This window comes from Mesorhizobium sp. 2RAF21, assembly GCF_052115345.1.
Taxonomy (GTDB): Bacteria; Pseudomonadota; Alphaproteobacteria; order Rhizobiales; family Rhizobiaceae; genus Mesorhizobium; species Mesorhizobium terrae.
This window is the reverse complement of sequence record NZ_JBFRGM010000037.1, coordinates 1-25,033: the sequence shown is the minus strand read 5'-3', so window position 1 is coordinate 25,033 and position 25,033 is coordinate 1. Positions and strand designations below refer to the sequence as shown.

Annotated in this window: 24 protein-coding genes, 3 pseudogenes and 1 other annotated feature; of the genes and pseudogenes, 6 read left to right on the top strand and 21 right to left on the bottom strand. The window is 59.9% G+C overall.

Features of this window, described 5'->3' with window-relative positions; genetic code table 11:
- Both AB4136_RS32390 and AB4136_RS32385 read left to right on the top strand, forming a co-directional pair.
- Positions 1 to 311 (top strand): annotated as a pseudogene (locus tag AB4136_RS32390) (IS5/IS1182 family transposase); the annotation flags it as partial.
- Between the two features lie 541 nt (positions 312 to 852).
- Positions 853 to 2,001 (top strand): annotated as a pseudogene (locus AB4136_RS32385) (IS3 family transposase).
- Positions 1,135 to 1,251 (top strand) — a sequence feature (AL1L pseudoknot). Its footprint overlaps the pseudogene before it by 117 nt.
- A 926-nt stretch (positions 2,002 to 2,927) precedes the next feature.
- On the opposite strand, the gene AB4136_RS32380 reads toward AB4136_RS32385, so the two are convergent.
- From AB4136_RS32380 to AB4136_RS32350, 7 genes are all read right to left on the bottom strand, one after another.
- Positions 2,928 to 3,728: a phosphodiesterase gene (locus AB4136_RS32380; RefSeq protein ID WP_137900812.1), complete on the bottom strand. Its 801-nt coding sequence runs from the start codon at positions 3,726 to 3,728 to the stop codon at positions 2,928 to 2,930.
- Positions 3,729 to 3,791: 63 nt separating this feature from the next.
- Complete coding sequence (locus tag AB4136_RS32375; protein ID WP_024925868.1) at positions 3,792 to 5,087, bottom strand: ABC transporter substrate-binding protein; 1,296 nt, start codon at positions 5,085 to 5,087, stop codon at positions 3,792 to 3,794.
- 39 nt (positions 5,088 to 5,126) lie between these two features.
- On the bottom strand, positions 5,127 to 5,948 hold the full coding sequence (locus tag AB4136_RS32370) for a carbohydrate ABC transporter permease (protein ID WP_024925869.1): 822 nt from the start codon (positions 5,946 to 5,948) through the stop codon (positions 5,127 to 5,129).
- Complete coding sequence (locus tag AB4136_RS32365; RefSeq protein ID WP_024925870.1) at positions 5,948 to 6,871, bottom strand: carbohydrate ABC transporter permease; 924 nt, start codon at positions 6,869 to 6,871, stop codon at positions 5,948 to 5,950. Before AB4136_RS32365 ends, AB4136_RS32370 begins: the two co-directional genes overlap by 1 nt.
- Positions 6,868 to 8,007, bottom strand: coding sequence for an ABC transporter ATP-binding protein (locus AB4136_RS32360; protein WP_024925871.1), 1,140 nt, complete (start codon positions 8,005 to 8,007; stop codon positions 6,868 to 6,870). Before AB4136_RS32360 ends, AB4136_RS32365 begins: the two co-directional genes overlap by 4 nt.
- Positions 8,008 to 8,227: 220 nt before the next feature.
- Positions 8,228 to 8,629, bottom strand: coding sequence for a methyltransferase (locus AB4136_RS32355; protein ID WP_275040875.1), 402 nt, complete (start codon positions 8,627 to 8,629; stop codon positions 8,228 to 8,230).
- On the bottom strand, positions 8,515 to 9,219 hold the full coding sequence (locus AB4136_RS32350; RefSeq protein WP_275040874.1) for a methyltransferase family protein: 705 nt from the start codon (positions 9,217 to 9,219) through the stop codon (positions 8,515 to 8,517). The genes AB4136_RS32355 and AB4136_RS32350 overlap by 115 nt, the downstream gene beginning before the upstream one ends.
- A 979-nt stretch (positions 9,220 to 10,198) precedes the next feature.
- Between AB4136_RS32350 and AB4136_RS32345 the strand changes: the two genes are divergently transcribed.
- On the top strand, positions 10,199 to 10,402 hold the full coding sequence (locus tag AB4136_RS32345; RefSeq protein WP_024925872.1) for a hypothetical protein: 204 nt from the start codon (positions 10,199 to 10,201) through the stop codon (positions 10,400 to 10,402).
- A gap of 137 nt (positions 10,403 to 10,539) precedes the next feature.
- Here AB4136_RS32345 and AB4136_RS32340 read toward each other — a convergent pair whose 3' ends face one another.
- From AB4136_RS32340 to AB4136_RS32305, 8 genes are all read right to left on the bottom strand, one after another.
- On the bottom strand, positions 10,540 to 10,926 hold the full coding sequence (locus AB4136_RS32340; RefSeq protein ID WP_137900813.1) for a hypothetical protein: 387 nt from the start codon (positions 10,924 to 10,926) through the stop codon (positions 10,540 to 10,542).
- Positions 10,923 to 12,572 (bottom strand): ABC transporter permease, encoded by a 1,650-nt coding sequence (locus AB4136_RS32335; RefSeq protein WP_024925873.1) that lies wholly within the window; start codon positions 12,570 to 12,572, stop codon positions 10,923 to 10,925. The genes AB4136_RS32340 and AB4136_RS32335 overlap by 4 nt, the downstream gene beginning before the upstream one ends.
- Positions 12,573 to 12,704: 132 nt before the next feature.
- Positions 12,705 to 13,658: an extracellular solute-binding protein gene (locus AB4136_RS32330; protein ID WP_024925874.1), complete on the bottom strand. Its 954-nt coding sequence runs from the start codon at positions 13,656 to 13,658 to the stop codon at positions 12,705 to 12,707.
- Between the two features lie 20 nt (positions 13,659 to 13,678).
- Positions 13,679 to 14,776 (bottom strand): ABC transporter ATP-binding protein, encoded by a 1,098-nt coding sequence (locus AB4136_RS32325; RefSeq protein ID WP_036255447.1) that lies wholly within the window; start codon positions 14,774 to 14,776, stop codon positions 13,679 to 13,681.
- A 138-nt stretch (positions 14,777 to 14,914) separates the two neighbouring features.
- Positions 14,915 to 16,348 carry a 4Fe-4S binding protein gene (locus AB4136_RS32320; RefSeq protein WP_024925876.1) on the bottom strand — a complete coding sequence of 478 codons (1,434 nt, stop codon included), beginning with the start codon at positions 16,346 to 16,348 and terminating at the stop codon, positions 14,915 to 14,917.
- Positions 16,309 to 17,145 (bottom strand): FTR1 family iron permease, encoded by an 837-nt coding sequence (locus AB4136_RS32315; protein WP_024925877.1) that lies wholly within the window; start codon positions 17,143 to 17,145, stop codon positions 16,309 to 16,311. Before AB4136_RS32315 ends, AB4136_RS32320 begins: the two co-directional genes overlap by 40 nt.
- Positions 17,146 to 17,152: 7 nt before the next feature.
- Positions 17,153 to 17,494 carry a cupredoxin domain-containing protein gene (locus tag AB4136_RS32310; RefSeq protein ID WP_024925878.1) on the bottom strand — a complete coding sequence of 114 codons (342 nt, stop codon included), beginning with the start codon at positions 17,492 to 17,494 and terminating at the stop codon, positions 17,153 to 17,155.
- 4 nt (positions 17,495 to 17,498) lie between these two features.
- On the bottom strand, positions 17,499 to 18,041 hold the full coding sequence (locus tag AB4136_RS32305) for an iron transporter (protein WP_024925879.1): 543 nt from the start codon (positions 18,039 to 18,041) through the stop codon (positions 17,499 to 17,501).
- A 593-nt stretch (positions 18,042 to 18,634) separates the two neighbouring features.
- On the opposite strand from AB4136_RS32305, the gene AB4136_RS32300 reads away from it, so the two are divergent.
- A complete protein-coding gene (locus tag AB4136_RS32300; RefSeq protein WP_024925880.1) occupies positions 18,635 to 19,612 on the top strand; it encodes a DUF1402 family protein in 978 nt (325 codons plus the stop codon).
- Positions 19,613 to 19,809: 197 nt separating this feature from the next.
- Here the strand turns inward: AB4136_RS32300 and AB4136_RS32295 are convergent, their stop codons facing one another.
- The 4 genes and pseudogenes from AB4136_RS32295 to AB4136_RS32280 all read right to left on the bottom strand — a co-directional run bounded on the left by AB4136_RS32295 (position 19,810) and on the right by AB4136_RS32280 (position 21,192).
- Entirely contained in the window at positions 19,810 to 20,034 is a 225-nt protein-coding gene (locus AB4136_RS32295; protein WP_024925881.1) for a hypothetical protein, read from the bottom strand.
- Positions 20,035 to 20,065: 31 nt separating this feature from the next.
- Positions 20,066 to 20,275 (bottom strand): annotated as a pseudogene (locus AB4136_RS32290) (type II toxin-antitoxin system RelE/ParE family toxin); the annotation flags it as partial.
- Positions 20,276 to 20,555: 280 nt separating this feature from the next.
- Positions 20,556 to 20,741 carry a DUF3363 domain-containing protein gene (locus AB4136_RS32285; protein ID WP_024925882.1) on the bottom strand — a complete coding sequence of 62 codons (186 nt, stop codon included), beginning with the start codon at positions 20,739 to 20,741 and terminating at the stop codon, positions 20,556 to 20,558.
- 37 nt (positions 20,742 to 20,778) lie between these two features.
- Positions 20,779 to 21,192, bottom strand: a complete 414-nt coding sequence (locus AB4136_RS32280) for a DUF3363 domain-containing protein (protein ID WP_051512229.1) — start codon at positions 21,190 to 21,192, stop codon at positions 20,779 to 20,781.
- Positions 21,193 to 21,539: 347 nt separating this feature from the next.
- Between AB4136_RS32280 and AB4136_RS32275 the strand changes: the two genes are divergently transcribed.
- A complete protein-coding gene (locus tag AB4136_RS32275; protein WP_036255442.1) occupies positions 21,540 to 22,256 on the top strand; it encodes a DUF2076 domain-containing protein in 717 nt (238 codons plus the stop codon).
- On the opposite strand, the gene AB4136_RS32270 is transcribed toward AB4136_RS32275, so the two are convergent.
- Both AB4136_RS32270 and AB4136_RS32265 read right to left on the bottom strand, forming a co-directional pair.
- Positions 22,218 to 22,418 (bottom strand): hypothetical protein, encoded by a 201-nt coding sequence (locus tag AB4136_RS32270; protein ID WP_244431380.1) that lies wholly within the window; start codon positions 22,416 to 22,418, stop codon positions 22,218 to 22,220. The two genes, AB4136_RS32275 and AB4136_RS32270, sit on opposite strands and share 39 nt — an antisense overlap.
- The gene (locus AB4136_RS32265; protein ID WP_024925886.1) at positions 22,399 to 22,728 is read right to left on the bottom strand and encodes a recombinase family protein; all 330 of its coding nucleotides are present in this window, start codon (positions 22,726 to 22,728) and stop codon (positions 22,399 to 22,401) included. The genes AB4136_RS32270 and AB4136_RS32265 overlap by 20 nt, the downstream gene beginning before the upstream one ends.
- 105 nt (positions 22,729 to 22,833) lie before the next feature.
- On the opposite strand from AB4136_RS32265, the gene AB4136_RS32260 reads away from it, so the two are divergent.
- Positions 22,834 to 23,835 (top strand): amidohydrolase family protein, encoded by a 1,002-nt coding sequence (locus AB4136_RS32260; RefSeq protein ID WP_024925887.1) that lies wholly within the window; start codon positions 22,834 to 22,836, stop codon positions 23,833 to 23,835.
- The last annotated feature ends 1,198 nt before the right edge of the window (positions 23,836 to 25,033 follow it).

Genomic DNA, 25,033 nt, shown 5'->3' with positions numbered 1-25,033 from the left:
TTCTATCCTGCGATCACTTCTCGGTCGACGGCACACTAATCGAGGCCTGGGCGTCGACGAAGAGCATCGAGCCGAATAGCTCGGATGAGCCGCCGGCTGGCGGCGGCGGGCGCAACGCGGAAGCGAACTTTCATGATCAAAAGTGGTCGAAAGAGACGCATTTCGCGATCACCAATCCCGAGCCAAGCTCAACCGCAAAGGCAAGAAAGCCGACCTTTGTTTCATAGGGCATGGGCTGATGGAGAACCGCCCGTGGGCTTCTGGTCGATGCCTGCCTGACGCCGGCTGATGGTCAAATGAAAAAACCTGCTCCGGAGACCGGAGCAGGTTAAGAATTGGGAACCGTGAAGCGTGCCGTCCGGCTTCTTGTCGACGATTTCGCACTTTTTGGTAGCGGCAGATTTGGCGACGTAGAACTCGGCAGCAGCAAAAGCCGGTATGCTGAATACAGCGACAGCTGCGGTCGCGAGAACAATCTTACGAAACATCTTCCATCTCCATGAGCCATCTAGCTTACAGGGATTTACGTACGCCATCCTCTGTGGAAGGATAGCGGACATTTCGTGCAGATTTAGCACAGAACAAAAATAGCTCGTCGATACAGTGGCAAGATAAAAGCGCGCGCATTGCGCGTCGATCGAGCGGTTGTTTGTTCTGGGGCTGGCATGCATCGCACGTTGCCTTGTTTGAGGGGGCAATGTGCGCGCACACGTCAAGATTTTGAAAAAGCAAATCTTTTCATACGTTTTGAGGCAAGAGGAGAGCCAACGCCTTCAATTGCATCGGACCGAGATCAATCAACTGAACCGCGCCGGGTTTGCCGGAGGCTTCAACTCCTGAGAAGGTGGAGCCATGACAAGCAAGACGACCAACAAGTTCTCTCCCGAGGTCCGAACCCGCACGGTTCGGCTGGTTCTAGATCACGAAGGCGAGCATGCCTCGCGGTGGGCGGCGGTTTCGTCAATCGCCGCCAAGATCGGCTGCACGGCGCAGACGCTGCATGAGTGGGTGAAGAAGGCCGAGCGCGACCGGTGTGCGTGCCGGTGTGCCTACGGATGTGGCGACGAAGCTGAAGGCTTTGGAGCGCGAGAACCGCGAGCTTCGGCAGGACAACGAGATCCTGCGCAAGGCGAGCGCGCATTTTGCCCAGGCGGAGCTCGACCGCCGGTTCGAGCGATGATCGCGTTCATTGACGATCACCGCGAGGCGCATGGGGTCGAGCCGATCTGCAAGGTGTTGCAAATCGCTCCGTCGACCTACCACGACCATATCGCCAAGCGCGTCGATCCCTCTGGGCTATCGGCTCGGGCGAAGCGGGATGAGGCTTTGAAGGATGAGGTCCGACGCGTGTTCGAGGCGAACTTCCGCGTCTACGGCGTTCGCAAGGTCTGGCGGTAGTTGCGGCGCGAGGGCTTCGATGTCGCCCGCTGTACCGTTGCCCGCCTGATGAGGGTCATGGGCCTTGAGGGCATCATTCGCGGCAAGCCGCTCCGCACGACGGTGAGCGACAAGGCCGCACCTTGCCCTCTCGATCAGGTCAACCGCCAATTCCATGCCCCGGCGCCGCACATGCTCTGGGTCTCCGACTTCACCTACGGCGCGACCTGGACGGGCTTCGTCCTGGACGCTCTGGAACAGGCCCTCCATGATCGGCGGTCGATCCATCGCGGCGGGCTCGTGCATCATAGCGATAGAGGCAGCCAATACATCAGCATTCGATACACCGAGCGCCTGGCGGAGGCTGGCGTCGAGCCCTCTGTGGGCAGCGTCGGCGACAGCTACGACAATGCTCTCGCCGAAACCATCAACGGTCTCTACAAGGCCGAGGTGATCCACCGACGCGGGCCATGGCGCTCATTCGAGGCCGTCGAGTTCGCAACGCTGGAATGGGTAGACTGGTTCAACAATCGCCGGCTGCTGGAGCCCATCCGCAACATCCCGCCGGCCAAAGCCGAGGGACGCCACTATGCCAGGCCGGAAGAGCCAGCCATGGCGGCGTAACTCAAACGAAACAACCTCCGACAAAACCGGGGCGGTTCAGTCGAGGTGTGGAACCTCACGCTGCTATTGGGATTGATATCGTCCAGGCCAGCGTGCTGCAGCCACGTAGCCCAGTCCATGCTGAAGTTGTCGTGGATGAGCGTATGGTATCCGAGGTCGCCGGGGGTATCTATGGCTGAAAAGGTACAATGCCAAGCGCATGGCGAGCGCGAGGCTACATTCGTATGTCGCCATATTGTTGACTCCTTGGACACCCGGCGGGCCGTTGGCTTCTATTGGTCTAGGGATCAGCTCGCATCTCGACCCGACGCATGGTGCACGGAATGCGAGCGCATTCGCGTGGCGGAAGGCGGCGAGTGGAGCGATAAGGCTATCGAGTTTGCCCAAGTCAAGCTCCTGTGCGGGGGATGCTACGACCGGGCCAAAAGCATCTGGCTCGAGGCGCGCCGCGCTGATACGGAACGAGAGTGCTAGGTGTTTGATCCCGAGGTTTTATGGTGCGCTATGGGACAGGTTCTTCACGACTGCGCCACAACGACAGACCGTCGAGCAATACAAAATAGTCAAGAGAGCCTGAGGGCGCTGTCCAAGCGCTAAGGGATCAACCCGAAGACCGTTACAAAATGGGAAAAGCGCGGTTCGGTGCCCCTCGTAGGGACGACACTTGGGAGTTGCCGCGACCGGGAGCAGCAAGTCTCGATTCTCACGAAAGGAGGGCCCTAGAGGACTATGGCGTAGACATAGTTCTCATCTTCGCCCGGTGCGGCGCGCCAAATACCGCCAACCATACTCCACAATACGCTATATCCGCCGAGACTACGCTCATACAAAGAGCGGCAGCGTGTGCGGCTGTGAGTGGCTATTGTACACCCCTGTCGCCGAGCACTGGACCGTCCCGCCGTTTGAGTCGCTACAGACAGGCCGTTTCAAGGTCCGGCGCAGGGTTGTGTTCGTTCGGTAGGCTCTTCGCCGACCTCCACGCTATAGGACCGCAAGCCGTGGTCATCGAGCATGATGATCCGATAGCAGGGATATCCTTTCGTCCACCATGGATTGGGCGTCCCGAGATCCGTGATGAAGCGATGCGAGCACGACTGGCCGGAACTGTAGGAAATGCCTGTGGCGGTCGTCCCCATCATCGGCACGTGGATATGCCCGAAGACAATGTGGCGCACACCCGACGCATGTGCGGCGAACCTCTCCATCAGCGCGCCGCCGTCATGCAGCCCGATATGGTTGAAATGGGCGATGCCGCAATCGAACGGCGGATGGTGGATGAAGACCGTCACCGGTTTGTCGCCTGCGCTGCCAAGCGCTCCGTGCAGCCAGGCGAGACGCATCTCGTCATAACGCCCGCCGATCAAGCCGGGCTCATGGCTGTCGAGAAACAGCAGTCGCCCGTGATCGGTGTCGAGCCAGGATTGAACGAAGCCATGGTCGTCGCGCGGATGCTGCGGGAAGGCCTCGATGAAGGCGGCGCGCGCGTCATGATTGCCGAGCAGCAAGCGAACCTCGAAGGGCACCGCGGCAAGAATATCGCGCAGCAGCGCATAGGCTTCCGGGTCGCCGAAATTGCAGAGGTCGCCGGTGATGACCAAGAGGTCGGCATCGGTATGTTTGACGACAATGTCGGCCACCGCTATGCGCAATTGCTGTTCAGGGTCGACGCCATGGACGATGACGCCCGATGGCATCAGATGCGCGTCGGTCAGGTGGATGATTTTCATATGGTTGTCCGGAAGCTGGGCCTGCGGGGACGCTTCTCCCCGCAGGCCATCGATCGAGAATGATCAGTGCATCAGTGCGTTGGTCTGATCGACAATCTGCTTCAGGCCGGCTTCCGGCGTCACCTCGCCGCGCATGACGGCGCCGATGATGTCGCGCTGGGTGCGCCAGATGCGGACCGAGTCCCCGCCTGGATAACCGGCCCAGGGCAGCGAGCGGTCGGCCTGAAGCGAAGCCGTCTTCACATTCGGATGCGCGGCATAATAGGGCTCGAGATAGTCAGACCCGGTAGCGAGCTTGTTGGTCGGCAGATAACCGGTGATGCGCACGATGACGTTCTGCGCCTCTGGGCCGGTGACGAACTTCACATATTCCCAGGCTGCATCCTGCCGCGCCTTGTCCTGCGTCAGGATGACCGCCGAATTGCCTCCGGTCGGCACGCCGCCGTTCTGCGGGTTATCGAGCGGGAAGGTTGTCGTCTTCAGGGGGAAGCGCTCGCCGACAAGACCTTCGATCGTCTGAACGTGGGCCGGCGTCGAGAAGATGAAGCCGGTGAGGCCTGCACCGAATTGCTGGCGTGACTGGTCCCAGTCGAGCAGGTTCTGACCGCCATCAGTCACGAACTGGCGGAACAGCTTGAGCGCGTTGAGGCCGATCTCGTTGTCGAAGGCGACCTTCTTTGTCGTCTCGTCCACCAGCTTGCCGCCCTGCTGGTAAATCGCCGCCTGCCACAACCAGTCATCCGGCCAGCCATTGATGTCGTAACCCATGCCCGAAACCTTGGGGTCGAGTGCGTGGATCTTCTTTGCCAGCTCGATCAGTTCGGGGAAGGTCTTGGGCATGCTGTCAGGGTCGCCACCAGCCTTCTTCACCAGATCGGCATTGATGTACATGATCGGCGAGGAGGCATTGACAGGCAGTCCGTACTGAATGCCATTGACCCGACCGAGCGCTGCCAGCTTCGGGCTGAAATTCCTGTCGAGGAATGCCTGCCCGCCCTCTGCGTCGATATAGGGCTTCAGGTCGGTGATCTGGTTGCGCGGGGCAAGCGTGTTCACCAGTTCGGCGGTCAGGTTGTAGCCGGAAAAATAGACGTCGGGCAGGTTGCCCGTCACCGCCGAGCGCAGCACCTGCTGCTGGCCTTCGTTGTAGCCGGGAGCCGGAGCGAGGAAGTTGATCTTGATGTTCGGGTGGTTCTTCATGAAGGTTTCGGCCAGCGGCTGGTGAAACTTGGTGAAGCCCGGCAGGTTGTAGAGAACGTTCAGCGTCACCTCTTCCGCCGCGAAGGCGATGCCAGGAAGCGAGACGACAGCCAGTCCGAGGGCGAGGCCGCCCAATGCGCTGCGGCGTGTAATCTTCATTGTGGTGTTCCTTTGGGTGGGGAGAAGTCGTCGAAGGGATCATTTGACGCCTGTCATGGTGATCCCGGCGATGAAATGTCGGCGTGCCAGCAGGAAGCACAGAACCATGGGCGCCGTGATGATCGCCGCACCCGCCATCAGCGCGCCATAGTCCGCACCGGATTCGACATCGGCGAAGAACAGCATGCCGAGCGGCGGCAGTGCGAGATTGGTCTCGGTGACAACGATCATCGGCCAGTAGAGGTCGTTCCAGTGCGCCACGACGGAGAAGACCGCGAAAGCAGCAAGCGACGGCAGTGAGCCGCGCAGCACCAGCCCCCAGCAGATTTCCATTTCGGAATAGCCGTCGAGCCGGGCCGCCTCGATGATTTCGTCGGGATAACTGCGGAATGACTGGTGAAACAGGAAGATGGCGAAGACCGACAGGAAGAACGGCATCATCATCGCGAAATAGGTGTTGAGCAGCTGCGCCTTGGCGAGCCCGACAAAGAGCGGTAGCGCCAGTGCCTGAATGGGCACGCAAAGCGCGCCGATGACTGCCAGCAGAAGCAGTCGCCGTCCCGGAAACCTCAGCTTGGCGAGTGCGTAGGCGGCCGGCACGGCCGTCAGCACCTGTACGATCAGAATGCCCAGGCACACGATCACGCCATTCAGCATGAAGCGCGCCATCGGCTGCTGCGAGGTCGCGCGCGTGTAATTGGCGACCGCTTCGAACTGTTTCGGAATCGGCCAGAGCGAGACGTCGAAGATCTCGGCCGACGAGCGGATGGACGTCAGGAACATCCAGTAGAAGGGCAAGAGCATCACGAAGGCGCCGAGCGCCAGCACGAGATGTGGCAGGAATTTGCGTAGTCTCGCCATCAGTAATGCACCTTGCGGTCCATATGCACCGTCTGCCAGATCGACATGACGAGCACGATGACGAGGAAGATCAGGGTCAGTGCGGCGGCATAGCCGGTGTTCGAATATTCGAAGCCTTCGAGATAGAGATCGAAGAGCAACGTCTCCGATTGGAACCGCCCCTTGGTCAGCACGGCCACCGTTTCGAACACCTTGAAGGCCGATATCGAGGTGGTGACAACGACGAACATCGTCGTCGGGCCGAGCATCGGCCAGGTCACTGTCAGGAATCGGTCGATCGGGCTTCTGGCGCCATCCAGGCGGGCCGCTTCGTACATATCCTTCGGGATCGCGGTCAGCCCGGCCAAGAACAGCACCATGTTGAAGCCGAGGATCTGCCAGACACCGATAATGGCCATGGTTGGAATAAGCAGCGCTGGATCGGACAGGAAACCGACGGGTGCGAAACCAAACCATTTGATCGCCGCATTGACCGGCCCGAGCGAGGGATGCAGAAGGAACTGCCACACCGTCGCCATCGCCACCAGCGTCGCGGTCACCGGCAGGAAGTAGGCTGCTTCCCAGAAGGTGCGGCTGCGTTTGCGGCCATGGACCAGCAGCGCCGCGCCAAGGGCCAGGAACAGGCCGAAGGGAATGACGATGAGTGCATAGACGACAGTGTTCTTCAGAGAGCGCATGAAGACTTCGTCGCCAAACGCCTTGACAAAATTGTCGATGCCGACAAACCGCGCCGAAAGCGCGCCAAGCCGATAGTCGGTCAACGAAAAGCCGGCGAGGAAGATCATCGGCAGCACATAGGTTGCGAGCAGAAGCAGCGTTGCCGGCGCGACAAACAGCAGGCCGTTGCGCACGATGCGCCGCTCGGCGGTGGACGACTGCCGGGAACTGGTCTGAGGCGATACGTCTGCAACCGCCGCGCTCATGCCGCCACTCGCTCGCGCACGGAGAGATCGCGGCGCTTGCCGTCACGGCCAAACAGATGTGCGCGATTTGCGGTGAAGCCGAGCTGCAGCGCATCGCCGACATTGGCGGCTCCGCTCTCGCCTGCCTTCTGGCGCATGATGATCGTTACGTTCAGATCCAGCTCGAAGTCGCAGGTGACGAAACTATCCGCGCCATGGCGTTCCACGCGCACGACACGCGCCGACAGGCCGTCTTTCGCAGGATGAAAGTCTTCCGCGCGGATCGCCAGCGTTGCCGGACCTGCCTCATCCCTGGTGGTGATGCGGAGCGGCTGTCCGAACAAGGTCAGTGCGCCAGAGGCGGCGACATCGACCGGCAGCAGATTGATCGAGGGCATGCCGATGAAGCGGGCGACGGTCAGTGTCTGCGGCCGCTGGTAGAGCTCGTCGGGCGTCCCAAGCTGCTCGATGCGCCCTTCCGACATCAGCGCGACGCGGTTCGACATGCTCATCGCCTCAACCTGATCGTGCGTCACATAGATGAAGGTCGCGCCAAGGCGGCGATGCAGCGCCGCCAGTTCGTCACGCATATGCGCGCGCAGCTTGGCGTCGAGATTGGAGAGAGGCTCATCCATCAGGAAAGCCACGGGTTCGCGCACCAGAGCGCGTGCAAGTGCCACGCGTTGCCGCTGGCCACCCGAGAGCTGAGAGGGTTTGCGGTCGAGCAGTTCCGTTATCTGTAAGGTCTCGGCGGCTTGCTTGACCGACGCATCGATGTCGGCGAGTGCGGCACGCGGCGCAAACATCCCGGCAAGCGGCAGCCGCGCCCAGAAGGGCAGGCGGCGCATGCGCAGCGGCGTGGCGATGTTCCGCCGCGCCGTCATGTGCGGATAGAGCGCGTAGGATTGAAACACCATGGCCAGATTTCTGGCCGCGGGATCGGTGTCAGTCATATCCTGCCCGCCGATATGCACGCGCCCCTGATCCGGCGTCTCCAGCCCGGCAATGATGCGCAGCAATGTGGATTTGCCGCAGCCGGACATGCCGACCAGCGAGATGAATTCTCCCGGCCGGATCGAAAGGTCTATGCCCTTGAGCACATCCCCTTGCCCGAAATTCTTGCTGATGCGTGACAACTCAAGCGATTGAGGAGCCATACTACGTCCCTTTCCCGAAGGGCGCACAGATCAAGGGTTAGCGTGACAGAGGCGTGACGCTCGGATGATGTCTTGACGACATCTCACACCCAAAGCGCTGGGGTATCGCGTGACGGGCGACTAGCGCCGCATTGACGCAGAAATGGAGGGCGTCCAGACTCATTGCACCGAGCATATCGCCCGCTTCTAGCAGTCCTGGTCCTTCAAGGGCCCGACCCGCTCACGCGGCCCGAGCTTCAAGGATCGAAATTGGCGCCTTGGTCGCGATTACCCGCTCTAGGCGCAGTCCAGCGACCGATAGCAGTTTTGCAAATTGGCCTTCTGTCCGCTCAAGCCCACCTGGAACCGTCAGCATCGTCACATCCAGCACCTTGATGGGATGAGGATCGTTACCAGCGGGAATGATGGTCTCGGCAACGAGAACTTTCCCATTTGCCGTCATGGCCGTTCGGCAGTTTTTCAGGATTATGGCAGCGCGTTCATCGTCCCAATCGTGGATGACCTTTTTTAGGATATAGGTATCCGCCGAAGGCACACTCTCAAAGAAGTCACCCTCGACGAGCTCGCTACGGGGCAATGCGCCTCCGGTTCCCGTTCGTGCGGCAGCGACCCCCGCGGGCAGATCAAAGAGAATTCCAGTGAGGTGGCGTTACGGGCCAGGATGGCCGAAAGGAGCTGCCCGTGCCCTCCCCCGACGTCAACAACGCAGCGGGATGCGCTAAAATCATAGGCGTCAGCCACAGCTTCGTTGGTGCCTTGGCTCATCGCGATCATCGCACGTTGGAAGAGCGCTGCTTGCTCAGGGTGGGACCCGAGCCATTGGAACCTCGGGGCTCCAAAGACCTGTTCGAAGGCAGGCTCACCTGTTTGAACAGAATAGAGAAGCTGCGCGAAGGCCTGATAGGGTTCGCTGTTGATCATCAATACGAAATCGCGCGGGCCAGACGCCAGATCGGAGCAAAGCGTCGCGCTCAGTTCGGTTTGCGCGAAGCAGCGCGGCGATACTTCGCGAAACACGCCTTCGCTGGCCAGCAGACGCATGACGCGATAGAGTGCCTCGGCATTCGTTCGGGTGGCTTGGGATAACTCGTCTGCCGAGCGGTCGCCTCCGACAAGAAGATCAGCGATGCCTAGTTCGGCAACGACGCGCAAAGATTGCGAAAGCGCGAACCCGAAGCCCATGCGCAGGATTTGCTGAGACGGTGTACTCATCTTGCTCTCCACAGCGACAGAATTTGGTCATAAGGCGAGCGCACATCTATCCACCTCAGTCAAAACTCGGCGGTTCAGTAACCGACAGACGTCGTAATGCGTTTAGAAAAATAGTCGACGTTGGCGGCGGCAGCCCTAACTTAGGCTGACGATTTTCCGTCGCCATCATCCCAGTGTCAACGGCGGAGCAAAACCCGGCCATTGGGGTGGAGTAAAAGCAGGCCAGCCCAGGTGTGGCGATCAGCGGACAAATATGGCTCTGACTATCTTCACCTTGTAGCGGCGAAGAGATACCTAAATTTAGAACGCTGACTGCCTGCTGACGGTCTTCAGTCCGGGGTTCGCCTCCTTGAGTGCACGACGGCTTCTGGCGCAAAATGGTCATCCCAGATGACGACGTAACCGAGGAGCACCGGAGCATGCGGTTTCGAGCACGTCGCCTCGAATGTGGTCGTGCTCGCGATTCGTGAAGCGCCAAAATCGCTACTCACTACTGGGCGCATGCACATGGCATCCAATGGACTGGATGCTTCACGGTTAGTGCGGGCCGTTTGCTTGCCTCGCAAGCCGACTCGCTCACCAACACCCAGTTCATTGCGGCTACCGATTCAAAGGCACCGTTACAAAGACAAGGACCCGCTCGCCAACGGAGCGGGTCCCTATTACCCGAGGCGGAACAGAATACATGGCCGCAGCTCCAATTTCGACGAGGGGCATGAACTTTTAGTTAGCGCCCTCGCCGCAAATCGAATTGAGGACGCACTTGGTTATGCTGTTAATGTCTGAATCAGAAAGACCTGCACTTGTCAGGCTCTTGCTAGCATTCGGGTGAGCATGCGAAAGTTTGCGATATGGACGCCGTCGCGCCGAAGCTGGGGAAGCGCGGCCCTTATAAAAAGCGTGTAGCCGCCTAAGGTTGCTTGAATGTGACACTGGGTTGCGCGATTGTCGAAGTCGCCTCAGTGACGCGAGTAACCTAGTGATCCCGACGAAAAAGGCCCCGCCTTTCGTGCCGACCGAAATCCACATCGGTACGATCGAGGATGAAAGGGGTCCGCTCGGCATTCTCTCTATCAAGACAACAACGGGTCTGTTAGAAATCGCGCTCGACTGCGAAGCTGCCGACGCCATCGTTGATGCCATCGGCGAGATTCGGCCGAAGCTGCCAGAAATTTCAAACTGAGACACTACCCATCTGTCAGGTCGCTTGCGTAGCGCGGGCAGCGCCGTTCATAGGGGCGGCGAGTGGTTTCAGTCCAGGGCATCATGATCTCCGTCGAATCTCAGCAATCCGACAGAACCACAATCCGCTGAAATCACTTACTTCTTTTTAGAACGGACACTGAGGGAAACGGTCACGTGGTTGGGGGCAATGGGGCGAACAAGCAGACCAACAAAACCGTACTGGAACCATCCTAGACTGGTCGGTCGATCGCCCGCTCTGGCAAAAGGGATGCCCTGCGCCGGATTGTGACAGGCGAGACGCCCGACGAAGCGGCTCTCGGCGAACTGCTTGCCCTTTGCAAAAAAAGGAACAGGTTCCGACGCAAAAAAATTGGAGCCTTCTGCGCTTGAAGCCGGACACCTGCCGATAATGCCGGTTGGCGGTGAATCGATAGCGCTGGCCAGCCTCGGCGATACCGCCGGAGGTGAGCCGGTTCGTTTCGCGATCTTGATGACTTCGAGGCGACTCTCGGCCCGGCTCACAGCACATCTTGGCGCATGGCGAAGCGCCGGAGGGCTGAAAGCACCAGGAATGGGATCAGCGCGGTGAGGATGATGGCGACGAAGGCCATTGCCATGCCGAGGCCGACCGAGCCCTGCTCGAACTGTCGCCAGATGAAGCTGGCCACGGTGTGCACGCCGACCGGCGCCACCAGCAGCGAGGCCACCAGTTCGCGTGTGGCAACAGCGAAGACGAACAGCATCGAGGCGACGAGATTGGGCAGGATCAGCGGCAGCAGGATACGCCGGAATGCCACCGCGCTCGAAGCGCCGGCTACCCGCGCCGCAGCTTCGAGATTGTCGGCGATCTGGTGAAAAGCCGCAGTGGTGTAACGCACCGGTTGCGGCAGCAGGATGCAGCAATAGGCGAGCAGCAGTATCAGCGAGGTGTTGTAGGGCGTGATGGGTAGCCACGGCTGGTTCCAGGCAAGGATTAGCCCCACCGCCACGACGACGCCGGGAAGTGCATTGGGGATGACGGTGAGCATATCGAGCACAAAGCGGCCGCGCACCTTCGTCTTGACCACGATATATGAGGCAATCGCACCGAGCAGGCCGGTGACCAACGCCGTGGCAACGCCGAGCGAGAGGGACAGCGAAAGAGCCTTGAGCGCGCCGGCGCCGTCTTCCCAGATGTTAGTGAAATTCTGCAGCGTCAGGTTATCCGGCGCGAGGCCGCCGGAAATGGTGCGTGACAGCGCGGTGGCAAGGATGGCTAGAAGCGGTGCGCCGGCAGCAATGAAGGCGACCAGCGCAAACAGCGCGAGCACCGGCACTGCGAGCAAGCCCAGCGGCCGCTTGACTATGGCTTGCGGCTTGCCGCTCACGGTCTGGAAGTTCCTGGCCGACAATAGGCGCCGCTGCACGAGGAAAGCCGAGAACGACAGCAGGACCAAAACCAGCGCTATAATAGAGGCGCCAGATAGGTCGACCGGCCAATCCGAGACGCGTAGCTCGATCTCCGTCACCAGCACGGTGAAACCGATGCGGTGGCCGAGCGCCGCCGGCGTGCCATATTCCTCGATCGCCATGGCGAAGACCAACAGCAGGCTTGCCGCCAGACCGGGGAGCGAAAGCGGCAATGTGATGCGCCAGAAGGCCTGCCAGGGCGAGGCGCCGAAAACGCGCCCGACATCGGCATATCGCGCGCCAACGGCGGCAAGCGTTCGCGTCATGGCGAAATAGACGACGGGAAAGCAATTTAGCGACATGACGAAGGCCATGCCAGGGACGGAGAACAGGAAGGCAGCGAGATTGAAACCGGTAAGCTGCTGCAGGTAGCCGCGTGGCTGCAACGTCATGATCCAGCCGAGCGTAGCGATATAGGGCGGGATCATGAATGGCACGAGCATCAGCGCGTCCCACACCACCGCGCCCGGCACGAGGAACCAGGCGCGGAACAAGGCAAGCGGCACCGCGATGAGCGACGAGAATACGGCTACGGCGATGCCGAGCCCCACCGTGTTCAGCGCCAGCCGCAGCAAGGCCGGATCGGACAGGGTCGGCGCCAATGCGGAGAACGGCGCTGCGAGCGAGCCGCGCCCCAGTTCCGGAAAAATGGCCTGCAGGATGACGAAGGTGAAGGGCACCACCACGACCAAGACAAGTCCGGCTGCGGCCACCCACATGGCCGGCGAGGTACCGCCCGACCGTAATCCCCTGCGCGCTTTCCTCGACCCGGGGAGGTCGGGGGACGAGAAAGCGATCGCCCCGCCATCCTCGGCAGACCGCGCCACTTCCATCGTCCCCATCGCCTTAACCTAGTTGGCGAAGATGGCGTTGAACTTGGCCAGCGTGTCCTTGCGCTTGGAGTAGACGGCGTCGGTGTCGATCTTCAGCACCTTGAGGTCACCGACGAGCGGTCGGTCGGCTTTAATGTCGGCGCGCGCCGGCATCAGCTCGATGGCGGCAACCTTGGTCTGGCCTTCATCGGACAGAACATAGTCGACGAAGCGCTTGGCGTCGTCTTGCTGCTTCGACCAGTTGAGGATCATCATCGGCCGTGGTGCGATCACCGTGCCGGAAGCCGGGAAGATGACTTCGATCGATTCGCCCTTCTTGCGGCCGGCGAGCGAGATGTAGTCGACGGCGCCGAAGACAGCAGCCTTGGCACCCTGCAGCACGGGATTAAGAGCCTCTGCATTGGCGCCGGCAACGGCAGCCCCATTGCCTTTCAGCGCCTCAAACAGTTTCCAGCCGCTCTCGGCCTCAAGCGCGGCAGTCAGCTCGAAGGACGAGCCGGACTGTGCCGGGTCAGGGATGTTGACCAGATCCTTGTAGTCTGCCTTGGCAAGGTCGCTCCAATCGGCCGGCTTCGGCGTGCCGCTCTTGGGGTTCCAGGCGATAGCGAGCGCTGAGACCCCTTGGGCAACCGCGGTGTCGGACTTCAGGAAATCGGGCACTGAGGTTGCGTTCGGGCTGGTATAGGGCACCAACCAGCCGCGCTTGGCGAAGTCGGTGGCCGTGTCCCAGGAGGCTGAGATCAACACGTCGACGACCGGATTGGCGGCCTCCGATTCGATACGGGCCATGACCTTGCCGGTGGTGGCCTGGAAGATATTGACCTTCACGCCGGTGCTGGCGGTGAAGCCAGCGGCGAGATCTTCGATCAGCTTGGCCGGGCCAGCCGTGTAGACTGTAATGTCGGCCAGCGCTGTCGAAGCAGAAAGCGCCAAGCCCGCCAAGGTCGACATCACAAAAAGGGAAATGCGCATCAGGTTCGTTCCTTTCCTTGTCAATTCGCCGGAAACCAGCGAAGTCCCCCGGGCTCGATGGCGAGCCCGACCTTCTCGCCGACGGTGCGGCGCAATCCGCTGACGGTTTCGACCACGACGCGCGCAGCCCCTTCGCCAAGCGCAACCGACAGTGCATAGGAATCGCCGCGGAACAGCGCGCGTACCACTTGGCCGTTTGCATCTGCCGCCTCCGGGGCAAGCACATCGATCGCCTTGCGGCCCAGCATGATGCGCGCGCGGGCGGCTGCAGCCGGACCTTCCGATCCTGGCGCCAAATGGATGCCGGTGCCGCAAAGTTGCCATGCACCGTCTGCCTGTCGCTCGGCCTCGACCACCGTGCCGAGCTTCAGGAATTCCGCTACCTCGACGCTGGCAGGGGCGGAGACCAGCGTCTGCGGTTCGGCGCACTGGATGATCGCACCGCCCCGCATGACGGCGACCTGGTCTGCGATGGTGAAGGCCTCGCCCTGGTCGTGGGTGACATAGACGGCGCTGACACCAAGATCGGAAAGAAGCGCGGCGAGATCGACCGCAAGTGCCTCACGCAGCTCGCGGTCGAGGTTGGACAGCGGTTCGTCGAACAACAGCAGCCCCGGTTCGCCAACGATAGCGCGAGCTATCGCAACACGTTGTTGCTGGCCGCCGGACAGGTCGCCCGGTCCGCGCGCTGCTAGCGGGGCAAGACCGACACGGTCAAGCACAGCCATGACGCGGTGCTCAATCTCGGCCCGACCAAGGCCCGCCATCTCCAGCGGAAAGGCGACATTGCCAGCCACGCTCATATGCGGCCAGAGCGCATAGTCTTGGAACACCATGCCGAGCCCGCGCCGTTCCGGAGGCACGAACAGCCTGGCGTTTGCATCGGCCATCAACCGCCCGCCGATCGAGATCGTCCCTATAGTCGGGGCGAGTAGCCCGGCGAGTAGACGCAGAAGCGTGGTCTTGCCACAGCCCGAAGGCCCCAACAGCGCCAGGGTGCGGCCGCGCTCGAGGTCGAGGCCGATATTGCGTAGGATCGCTGTTTCGCCATAGGAGAACGCAAGCGCGCGCAGCTCGATGGCTGCCGTCCCGGCAAATTGACCTGTGATGCCCGACATCGCCAGCCCCGTGATGCCGGCAAGCCCTAGCGGCTGCGGATGACAGTTTTGCGAAATCGTGGCGACGGTTCCGCGAGGAAACCGGAGTTGTCAGCGCCTGAGCGACGAATTTTACCTCGTCTCGAAGCTTAAGCAGACTCACCAAACCCAGAACAGCAGCCACCAGTTACCTGCGCCGAACAGCACGGCGGCGGCAATGCCGACCATAGCGACAAGCCTGCGCCCAATGGAGCGGGAATAGCGGGCGGAAACCTTCCATGCCAGCCAAAGGCACCATAGGGCGGAGCCGAGCAGGAGACAGGCTCGCACGGCGTCAACGAAGCCGAGCGACAGGCCTTCGCGGCGCAGCAGCGTCACGGTCGTCATAGACAGACCGAGGAACACCCCACAGCCCGCCATCGGGATCAGGCATTGCGCAAGGTGATGGAGAGGGGCGGCCTGGAACGCCCCGAGCGCGCGCGTTGCAAAGGCTAGCGCCGTGCCGACGGCCATGGTCGTCAGGCAAGCGATCGCCAGCACATAGGCAATCATGAGGGCGCCGTCCAAAGGCGTCATCATGTCGTTCTGGTCAGGATAGTTGGTCAGGATCCACCAAGGCAGGCGGGGTTCGATGAGCGCGGTGCCGGCATGCTCGACCAGCCATTCGGCGATATGCTGCCGAGCCGTCACGTAAAGAGGACTGGAGGCCCACTGGAATGCACCGGCCGCCAGCCCCATCAGACCGAACACGATCAGGAACGTTTCCCATGGCTTTGGCTCGTCGCCGGCGACATTGACGATCTCGTGCGATGGAGAGCGGATTTCCAGTGCGACCGCCTGTTTGAACCCGGCGCAGCGTCCGCACATGTGACAGGCCGATCCGCCCTGCATGGTACGGATCGGCACAAGAGGCGCGCAGTTGACGAAGGGGGTGGGCCCACCAGGCACACGACGCCATGCGACCCAGTTCGCCTTATCGACGCGGTAATGCAGTGGCGCGAGCTTCGACAGCAACGCAAAGACGCCATTGACCGGGCAGAGATAGCGACACCACACTCGCTTGTCGCGACCGTATAGGAAGCCGACGGTCACGGCGGCGAGCGTCGACCCTCCCAGCACAATGATGACTGGTTTCGGATATTGGTAGACGCTAACCATTTGCCCGTAGATGGTCGTGCAAGCGAAGGCGACGAATGGCCAGCCTTTCCACTTCATCCAGCGCGGTATGGCTCGGGCTAGGCTGTGACGGCTGACCGCTTCCGCCAGTGCGCCTTCCGGGCAGAACAGGCCGCACCACGAACGGCCGACCAGGACCATGCTGACCAGCACGAAAGGCCACCAGATGCCCCAGAACGCGAACTGGGCAAACAGCACAGCGTCGGACCATATGTGCGACAACCGTGTCGGCATCGGTGCAAGCACCGGGACTATCAACAGCAGCACATAGGCCACAACGATGATCCATTGAAGCCATCGGATCGCGTTCTGATGGTCACGCAGCCACTCCCCCGCGCGCTTTGTAGCGGCTCTTGCGTGGCTGCCCGACCGAAGGCTCAAGCCGGCTGGGCTGCACGGGGTCGGTTGAGCAACCATATCACCAAAGTCCAGTATGCCGCGAAGGCGAGCAGTTCGATCATCACAGGGCGGGCGCGGTAACCGGTGAGGCCGGAAATGACGCCACCCGCCATGCCGCTGTCCGGTAGCAGCGGCGAGGTATCCCATAGTCGCCCCGACAGCGAGGGCAACAGGCCGAGCGAAATCAGATGGTCGATGCCTGAGAGGAGTAGGGATGCAGCCAGAAACAGAAGCATCACCTCGGTCACCCGGAAGAATGTCCGCCACGACAGGATCTTGCCGCCGATCTGGAGCAGCCAATAGGTGGCAAGCGCGGCGACGATGCCTAGGACGGCCGCGATCGCGGCTCCGAAATTCGAAGCGGAAACGCCAGCCATGGTCCCATAGAGGAACACCGCGGCCTCGCTGCCCTCGCGCAGCACGGCCAGCGTTGCCAGGGCGAACACGCCAAACCAGTTCGACCGGTCCGCGACCTCGCTCAGTGAGGCGTGGAGTTCGGATTTCAGCGTGCGGCCATGCCTGCGCATCCAGAATACCATCTGGACGATAAGGGCGGCGGCGAGCAGAACGATGGCTGTCTGGAAATACTCCTGCGAGTCGTCACCCAATGCGTCGCCTACCGTCAAAAGTAGAAACGCGAGCGCGACGGCTCCCACCAGACCGACGACAACCCCGGACCACAGCCATAACCGTCCCGACCGGCGTTCGGCGACAGGGCGCTTCCCGAGCCAAGCATTGAGAATGCCGATGACGAGCAGCGCCTCGATGCACTCTCGCCAGATAACGAACAGGACATTGAAATCTTGCGTGCCCATGGCAGAGCTACTTCGCAACGAGAACGGCTGGCGCCGCGCCGGGGTGGAAATCGTCGAAAAAGGGGTATTCGCCGGGGTCGAGTGTGCGAATGACCATCACAGCCTCGGAATGCGGCGCAACGACCTTTTCCTTGCGCAGTTCCAGGCTCTCGAACTCAGCCGGCATATCCCCCATGTTTGCCAACTCGATCCGAATGCGCATCCTGGCGGGCACCTCTAGGCGAAGCGGTGAGATGGCGCCGTCCCTGAATTCGATCCTGAAGGTCGGGTCGTCGGCCAGCGCGGCCGATGATGCTGATGCAATCCACAGTCCGGCCAGGGCTGCGATGATCCACCCGCGCGCCGACATCGGATCAGTACGCGCCTTTCTTGCCGGTTCCGGCGTAGACAAAATCGTAGTCGACGGTGAATGGCTTGAACCACTCGCCGACGCCGGTCTCCTTGTCGACGTGACGGCCGAAATGCGCGTGCATATTGGCTGAAGGCGGGGAAATGGTCAGCTTCAGCTTATATTTACCCGGTCCATCGAGCTTCACGTTGTCGCCATAGTGCGGCCCGTCATTGGCCACCATGGGCATGAAATCGCCCTTCTGCGTGTTGCCATTGTCGACGTGGGTCAGCTCGTAGGAGACGACGAGATAGGGCATCCAATCGCCCTCGGCAAAGCCGTTCGTGTTGCCTTTTCCAGCTTTGATGTCGGCCTCGAGGTGCACGTCGGAATCCTTGGCCGGGCGCATCATCCCTTCCGGCTCCATCTCGATGGGCTGAAGATAGACCGCGCCGATCTCCATGCCGGCCTCGGAGTGAGGTGTGCCCACCGGGATTTCTTTCGCCAGAACCGAGCCGGACCCCATGGTCAGGAGAGCGAGTGCAAGCGCCGCTGTAATGGATTGCATGTTCATTAGCGTCCTCGATGCTTGTTTGCGCTGTAAGACAAGACAACCCCTGCCACGCATCGTCTGTCGGCGGCGCGCAAATACCTTACTGGAGAAGTCATGTTTTTCACTTGTCAGCTGCCCCACTCAAAGAGTCAAGCGAAAACAAAAATTTGCGATCCGGCTTTCGCGGCTGGCGTCGTAGACGAGGAATTGTCCAGCTGCGGCCAAATGGCGTTCGTTCATCGGTATTCAGACGGACATCAACTGCGCCCTTGGGCGAGCCGTGGCGACATGCAAACCTGTGACCTTCCGGCGGTGGCCAGCTCCTACGATCCCCTTCGTGGTAGAGTCGATAGGCGCGGTTAATTCGAGAAGCCTCACCCTCGTGCCTGAGCAGAACGAACAGCCGCCCGCATCCAGTTCCCGCGCCTTGGACATCGATGCAGTGCGACCGTACGACGCTGGAACACGCGGCTTCCAATTCTGGCAAAATTCACGCACCAGATGACCGACTGGATATCGTTCGGTTTTCGGCGCCACCTCCGCTTGGCATGGACAGAATGAAGTCGATAAGGTTGGTTGCGGAAGAAGCGGCTGAGGCGAGGACCGATATGCGTGCCTGGAAGATGGTTGGTTTGGCCGCTATTGCGATCTTCATAGCGGCGGATCCGTGGATTGCATCTGCCCGAGCCGACAAGATGGTGGTTGTCCCACCGGGCAACCGCTCTCACGTTCAGCCCACAATTCCCACAGCGTCTGCCCAGAGAACACGGGCCTTCAACACGACTTACGAGGCCAAATACGCTCAGATCATCGCCCTGCTCGGGCGAGAAAAAACCCTGATGGCGCAGATCCATAAGGCAGCAGAAGCCTATGATATCGATCCGATCCATATCGTCGGTGCATTGGTAGGTGAGCACACCTACAATGTGAGCGCGGTCGGCAGCGCGCAGACCTACTATGTGAAGGCGCTGGCCTATGCCAATGCGGACTTCGTCTTCCGCTACAAGGGAGTGTCGTTGCAGACCTTCCTCGACCGTCCGGAATTCGCCCACTGTAAAGCCGAGACAGGCAGCGCCGCGCTGTGGAACTGCCGCGACCAGGTATGGCAAGATGCCTTTCGCGGAAAAACGGTGGACGGCGTAGCCTACGAGCCTGTGACCTTCCAGCGCGCGTTCTTCCAGCCTTTTTACGCGGGACAGACATTCGGCTTCGGTCAGATCAGCCCTCTCACCGCCTTGGAGGTCACCGACCTGGTTCACAAGGTCAGCGGCTTGCCCAAGCTGACAACTGACAAACCCCAGGCGATCTATCGCGACATCATGGATCCCGACCGATCGATCATCTACATCGCCGCGATCGTGCGGGATTCCATCGATGCCTATGCAGAACAAGGCTACGATATCTCACGCAACCCAGGCATCACCGCCACCCTATACAATGTCGGTCAACCCAGGCGCCGCGCAGCGGAATTGCGAGCAACAGCAGGCCGCAAGGCGCAAAAGCTGCCGGTTGAAAACTACTACGGTTGGCTGGTCAACGAGAAGCTTGACGAGTTGGAGACTTTGCTCAACCAGCACACACAATAGGATGTTACATCGATTCATCGACGTATTTGGAGCGTGGCAACAAAATTAGCAGCGTTGTCTTGCCTCGAACCTGGACGACAAAGCTTATCTGGGATTGGGCTCCCAAAGAGAAGAAAATCCGAAACGTGCGGGCGGAGAGATTGAAGAATGCGTCGATCGCGACGGCGGTCGGCAACTTCGGATAAACTACCTTTCGTTCAATGTGTTTTCCGGTTGAGGAACAATCTCAAACTCTCGCGAATTTCTGCTTCATCGAACACGCCCTGCGAAAACAAATCCATTGTGGCCATCGCCAAATCTTCTGCCATTTGGCTTCCGCATGGAATGCCTTCGCAGATGCAAATGTCATCATAGACGCCTTTTAGTAGCTTCAAATCGTCTGGATAGGCGATGCCGCTTAGTGAGAAATAGGGAACCGACATAGCTACCTCTCTGCTGGCGTGGAAGAACGGTATTCGTTCGCAGCTGCCAATTCACAACCAGATTGCCACGCAGCTTTTCGACATGGTTGCTTGGCGGCAAGCACCAGTCCTGATCGGTTACAGCATCGTCGATCATCTGGAGCTTGCAGAACAACCGAACTTCAAAATCAGGCGCAGTGCAGCGGGAGCGGACATCGTCTACGAAGAATGCCTGCAGCCCGTCATCCCGAAAGCMGATGATCCTTCACCTCACTAATAAGATAAATATACCGCTAGCAACTCATTTCACAAAAACCATCCATCGCTGGCCTCATCGTGCGACGCACACTTCTGTTCCCGGATGGGAGCGCAACTGCGCGCACAATCCGTATTGTCTGTTTGAAGAAACTCGACCGGGGCGGTGGCAGACGGTCAAGGCGGACGCATCAGCACCCCTGCGTAGCGGTTTGGCCTTGGCGGCCAGACGCCGTTCTGATCCCATTTCTCACCAGCAGTAAAAGGATACGCCGTTGCGGATCGACTTACAATCCGAGTCCGCGCTGCCTGCCGAGAGTCCATTCGATGCCACCGGCCTTGCACATGACGCCAGAGAAGTGTGTGCCAATCTGTTTTTCGAGAACGGGCTGCCAAGGAACGAACTGAAAGCCGAGCCAACCTCCCATCATCGCGAAGTGCCCGCTAGCGAGCCAGGCAACGGCGGAAGGCATCCAGTGACGTACTCGCCTGGCTTGCTGGGGGAATAGGTCAGCCCACGCTCGGCGGCTCGCGCGCGGCCGACGCAGCGATCTCGGTGACCTCAAATCGGGCGATGGGTCTTTGGGTGCGGATGCTGCCAACGTCAAGCCGCGTGGCTTGGTCCTGATCGACAAGGTTTTGGCGGCGGCGCGCAAACGCTTCCATAACCCCTCGGCTGAAGCGAGCTTCTGCGAGCGGCCTCCAGTTGGGTGACGCCAGCTCCTGGTTGAGCCAGCTCGCACCACCGCTGCCGATCTGCTTGCCTAGGCTTTGAGTGGGGAGGTTGCGGACGGCAAAAACATTGCTCCGGTCAGGGGCGTCACTGGCCATGCGGCGTTCGGTGATGTCGGCGGGGATTTTCCGCTCGTCGACATCAACCTGCTCAACATGCCCCACGCGGCGCCGGGTCAGCCGGTCCCGCACAAGGTAGTCCGTCTGTTACAACGAAAGCCCATGCAACGCCTGAAGCACCAGCATCTTGAACTTCAAGACCACGTCAAAACCGGGGCGTCCGCCTTTCGAAATCGCACTGCGCCGGACTGTCTTCTCCAGCACTATGCCGAACCGATTGTGAACTCGTTCCAGGGAACGAAACTTCGGATGTTCTGGCTGGCAACGTTTTGACGTTTCCGCTGTCCACAGCCATTTATCCGGCTAAATAAATATCCGGTAGAGCAGCTGCAGCTGCAAGATTACATTTTGGTAAAGCCATTTAAATGCCATGAATCTGGATCGAGATCATATTTCGCCTAAAAAGGAGGTGGTTGAAAATGAATGCCGATGAACAGAACCTTCTCAGTAACCTCTTTGATCGTACAAGGCAGGCGGCTGATACTCCACGTGACCCCGAAGCCGAGCGTTTCATTCTGAACCAGATTAAAAGCCAGCCTTCGGCCCCTTATCTCCTGGCTCAGGCTGTCATCGTCCAGGAACATGGCCTGAACGCATGTCACGAGCGCATCCAGGCATTGGAAGCGCAGGTGAAGGATTTGCAGAATGCGCCGCCCACACAACCGCAGTCTGGCGGCTTGCTGGGTTCGATCTTCGGCAGCTCCCAAAGTGCACAGTCGTCCCAGCCGTCTCCCGGTCGTTTCAGCGGACCCTGGGGCAGCGGCACAGCTCCCCAGGACGGATATCCACCACAAGGGCAGCAGCCACAGGCCGGGCGCTGGGCGGCACCGCCGCAACCACAGGCCCAAGGCGGCGGCTTTCTGCAGGGCGCGTTGAGCACGGCAGCCGGCGTGGCGGGAGGCGCACTCATGTTCGAGGGCATCAAGAACATGATGGGCGGTAATTCGTTGTTTGGCGGCCCGGGCGCCGGAACCGGCAGCGCGCCGCAAACTGGTGCCAGCGAGACGGTCATTAACAACTACTACAGCGATGACAAGAACACCGGTACGCAGAACGATTACGCCGAAATGGATCGTCTCGACGACGCATATGACGATTCACAGGACAGCGATACCGATGATGACAATGTAGCTTAAAGCGACGGGCGATAAGCAGGACGTTGTCCAGCTTATCGCCCGTCTTCCGGTGTAGAGCCGATTGTGCAAGATGGAATGCACCGTGCTGACCGGCACCGAGTTGCCGCTCTTCGGGTAGATGAGCCCGTCAGCGTGTGTAGCGTTAGTGAGTCCCTTGAGCAAATACTGTCCAGTCGCATAGCGCTCGAACAGCCTGGTAACCGCCGGTGCTAGTTCTGGATGAGGTTCGATGACCTTCTTGCCACCCTTGGGCGTAGTTGATGTAGCCAAGCGGCGCTTTGGATGGCCAGATTCCCTGCTCCGCCTTTTCCATCCGTCCCTTGCGGGCTTCCTCGGAAAGGTTGTCGATGTAGTTCTTGGCCATCAACACTTTGATGCCATGTATGAACTTTTCCGACGAGCGGGAATCCCGCGATAGCACCATGCCTTCCTTGGCGAGATGGATTTCGATATTCAACTCGTCGAGCGTCACCCAACCTTGAGATTGCGGTAAAGCCGGTCGGTCTACCTGCCCAAGCTGTACGCGAAGATCCCCTCCCCGCCACCGACCGAGAACACGCCGCAAACCATGGGGCCAATGCTCGCTTACCTGCGCGATCATGGCGTCACCGGGTTGTTGGAGGCCATCAGCGACGAGGACACGGTAAGGACCGTGTCCGAGATGGACAAGACTGGAACGCTCAATATGCGTTTCGAAGCGTCCTACAGGATCGGGAAGCCAGGTGATGTCGAAACGGCAATGACGACGCTACGCCGATGGCGGAGCCAATATGGAACCGCACATGTCGGTGCTCATACGGTCAAATTCTTCCTCGACGGCACCAATGAGATAGGAACGAGCTCACTTCTGGCCCCCTTCTCAAACGGAGCGAAGTCTGTCGAGCCTGCTATGACGAAGGAGGAACTTGCCGGTGTTCTGGTCAAGTTGAACCAAGCCGACATGGATATGCACCTTCACATGGTCGGCGATCGTGCGTTTCGCACCGCTCTGGACGCAGTGGAGATTGCCCGCAAGACCGTCGGAGCCGCCTGGAAGCAGCGCGTGACCTTCGCGCATTGCGAACTCATCGACGACGCTGATTTTGCCCGCGTCGTTGATCTCGATGTGACGCTCAACTGGACCCCGCACTGGTCTGGTGGGTATTTCCAGGGCAATGAGCCTTATCTCGGACAGGAACGGCATGACAACGAATATCGGTTTCAGCCGGTCATCGCGTTTGGCGGTCGGATAACCTATGGAAGTGGCACCGTTTCCAAGCAGGAATGGGACCGATCGGACCCGTTCTTCGGAATGCAGATCGCCCACACCCGACGCGATATCGAGAAGGGTCTGGTTTCTGATCTCATTCGCAAGCCCGCATCGGAAATGCTGCAGTTGCAGGATCTCGTCGCTGGATACACTCGAAACTCCGCCTATCAGCTAAGGCTCGACGACAAAGCCGGGACCCTCCAAAAAGGGAAATCCGCCGACTTCATGATCCTCGATCGCAACCTGCTCCACACTCCGGCGCTTGAGGTCAGCAAGGTGACGCCGAAGACGGTTATCTTCGAAGGTCGCGTCGTGAGCGGTCACTTCTGACTGGTGGACACGACCCGGTCATTGTCATAGGCGATCGTTCTGGCGCACTTGCATATAGAGCGGTGGTAGGACCGCTCAATATCAAGTCCGGAATTGAAGCCCATGATCACACCCTCCCGAAGAGGTGCTCGCGCTCCCAGGCGGTGATGACGCCCTGGAAGCTCTCGAGCTAGACCTGCTTCAGGCGCAGGTATGGCCCGCCTGCCCCACGATCTGCCTGATCGGGCCTCTCGTTTCGATAGTGACAGGATGGCGTCGTTGGTCTCCTGGCGACGGAGGTATCCCTCGTATTGCAGCCGTTCGGCATAGATCAGAAGCGTTGGATCAGCGGCACTGCTGCCGATTGCCCTCCTGATCTGTCACATCGATATCCCCACAGCATCGAGAACGGCTCGACTGGAATTCTCCATCGGATGCCAACGGTCAGCGACTTGATCGGCATGCGGTAGAGCCTCAGCGATCGCCTCTCCATAGCCCTGTCGTGCCGAAGGGAGGAACTGGCCATCGCTTGATTGGCAGGAATTCAACGAGCGCCATGGTGAGTTCCGTGTAGATGGCTTTCGTATTCAGCCCGGCTGTGGTTCCGAATAGCGGTTACGCCGTTAGAACACTTCAACCTGACGATGTGCGGGAGGTAAAGGAAACGATGCAAGAATCCTGATCCGTGATGAAACTCGAGGGAAAGCACGAAGTCGACCTGCGCAATAAGCTTACCACCGCAATAGCTTCATCCTGGGATGGTCTCTTGGTCAGGGGTCGTCTCAGCAACCAAATCTTCCCATCTGGAGGTCGTTCCAGCGAATTCACTCGCCAATCCCGCGTCAGTGGGTTCGTTCAATCAGATTTGCGGCCAGAAAGGGACCTCCGCCAATTGATGACGCTCGAGATCCACTCCAATGCGCGGCCGCGCTCCAAACCATTGTTGATGAGAAACGCAGCCGGCCGCCGCGTAAGCAAAATGCAAATCTTACGAATCGGTAAGTTGAGCGCCTTCGTTCCGTCAAAATCGACATAGCAGGAGATGGACGTGGGGGATTGTTCTCAACAATTGGAGATGGAAGATGTTTCGTAAGATTGTTCTCGCGACCGCAGCTGTCGCTGTATTCAGCATACCGGCTTTTGCTGCTGCCGAGTTCTACGTCGCCAAATCTGCCGCTACCAAAAAGTGCGAAATCGTCGACAAGAAGCCGGACGGCAC

Bases quoted from the DNA above. Each gene is read 5' to 3' on its own strand.
- AB4136_RS32260 (WP_024925887.1), top strand. From the start codon at position 22,834: ATGCTCGCTTACCTGCGCGATCATGGCGTCACCGGGTTGTTGGAGGCC.
- AB4136_RS32335 (WP_024925873.1), bottom strand. From the start codon at position 12,572: ATGTGGGTGGCCGCAGCCGGACTTGTCTTGGTCGTGGTGGTGCCCTTC.
- AB4136_RS32375 (WP_024925868.1), bottom strand. From the start codon at position 5,087: ATGAAGATTACACGCCGCAGCGCATTGGGCGGCCTCGCCCTCGGACTG.
- AB4136_RS32350 (WP_275040874.1), bottom strand. From the start codon at position 9,219: ATGAGTACACCGTCTCAGCAAATCCTGCGCATGGGCTTCGGGTTCGCG.
- AB4136_RS32285 (WP_024925882.1), bottom strand. From the start codon at position 20,741: ATGCCTTCCGCCGTTGCCTGGCTCGCTAGCGGGCACTTCGCGATGATG.
- AB4136_RS32370 (WP_024925869.1), bottom strand. From the start codon at position 5,948: ATGGCGAGACTACGCAAATTCCTGCCACATCTCGTGCTGGCGCTCGGC.
- AB4136_RS32325 (WP_036255447.1), bottom strand. From the start codon at position 14,776: ATGTCGGGCATCACAGGTCAATTTGCCGGGACGGCAGCCATCGAGCTG.
- AB4136_RS32320 (WP_024925876.1), bottom strand. From the start codon at position 16,348: ATGGTTGCTCAACCGACCCCGTGCAGCCCAGCCGGCTTGAGCCTTCGG.
- AB4136_RS32300 (WP_024925880.1), top strand. From the start codon at position 18,635: ATGCGTGCCTGGAAGATGGTTGGTTTGGCCGCTATTGCGATCTTCATA.
- AB4136_RS32330 (WP_024925874.1), bottom strand. From the start codon at position 13,658: ATGCGCATTTCCCTTTTTGTGATGTCGACCTTGGCGGGCTTGGCGCTT.
- AB4136_RS32360 (WP_024925871.1), bottom strand. From the start codon at position 8,007: ATGGCTCCTCAATCGCTTGAGTTGTCACGCATCAGCAAGAATTTCGGG.
- AB4136_RS32295 (WP_024925881.1), bottom strand. From the start codon at position 20,034: ATGTCGGTTCCCTATTTCTCACTAAGCGGCATCGCCTATCCAGACGAT.
- AB4136_RS32365 (WP_024925870.1), bottom strand. From the start codon at position 6,871: ATGAGCGCGGCGGTTGCAGACGTATCGCCTCAGACCAGTTCCCGGCAG.
- AB4136_RS32380 (WP_137900812.1), bottom strand. From the start codon at position 3,728: ATGAAAATCATCCACCTGACCGACGCGCATCTGATGCCATCGGGCGTC.
- AB4136_RS32310 (WP_024925878.1), bottom strand. From the start codon at position 17,494: ATGTCGGCGCGCGGGTGGATCATCGCAGCCCTGGCCGGACTGTGGATT.
- AB4136_RS32315 (WP_024925877.1), bottom strand. From the start codon at position 17,145: ATGGGCACGCAAGATTTCAATGTCCTGTTCGTTATCTGGCGAGAGTGC.
- AB4136_RS32305 (WP_024925879.1), bottom strand. From the start codon at position 18,041: ATGCAATCCATTACAGCGGCGCTTGCACTCGCTCTCCTGACCATGGGG.
- AB4136_RS32275 (WP_036255442.1), top strand. From the start codon at position 21,540: ATGAATGCCGATGAACAGAACCTTCTCAGTAACCTCTTTGATCGTACA.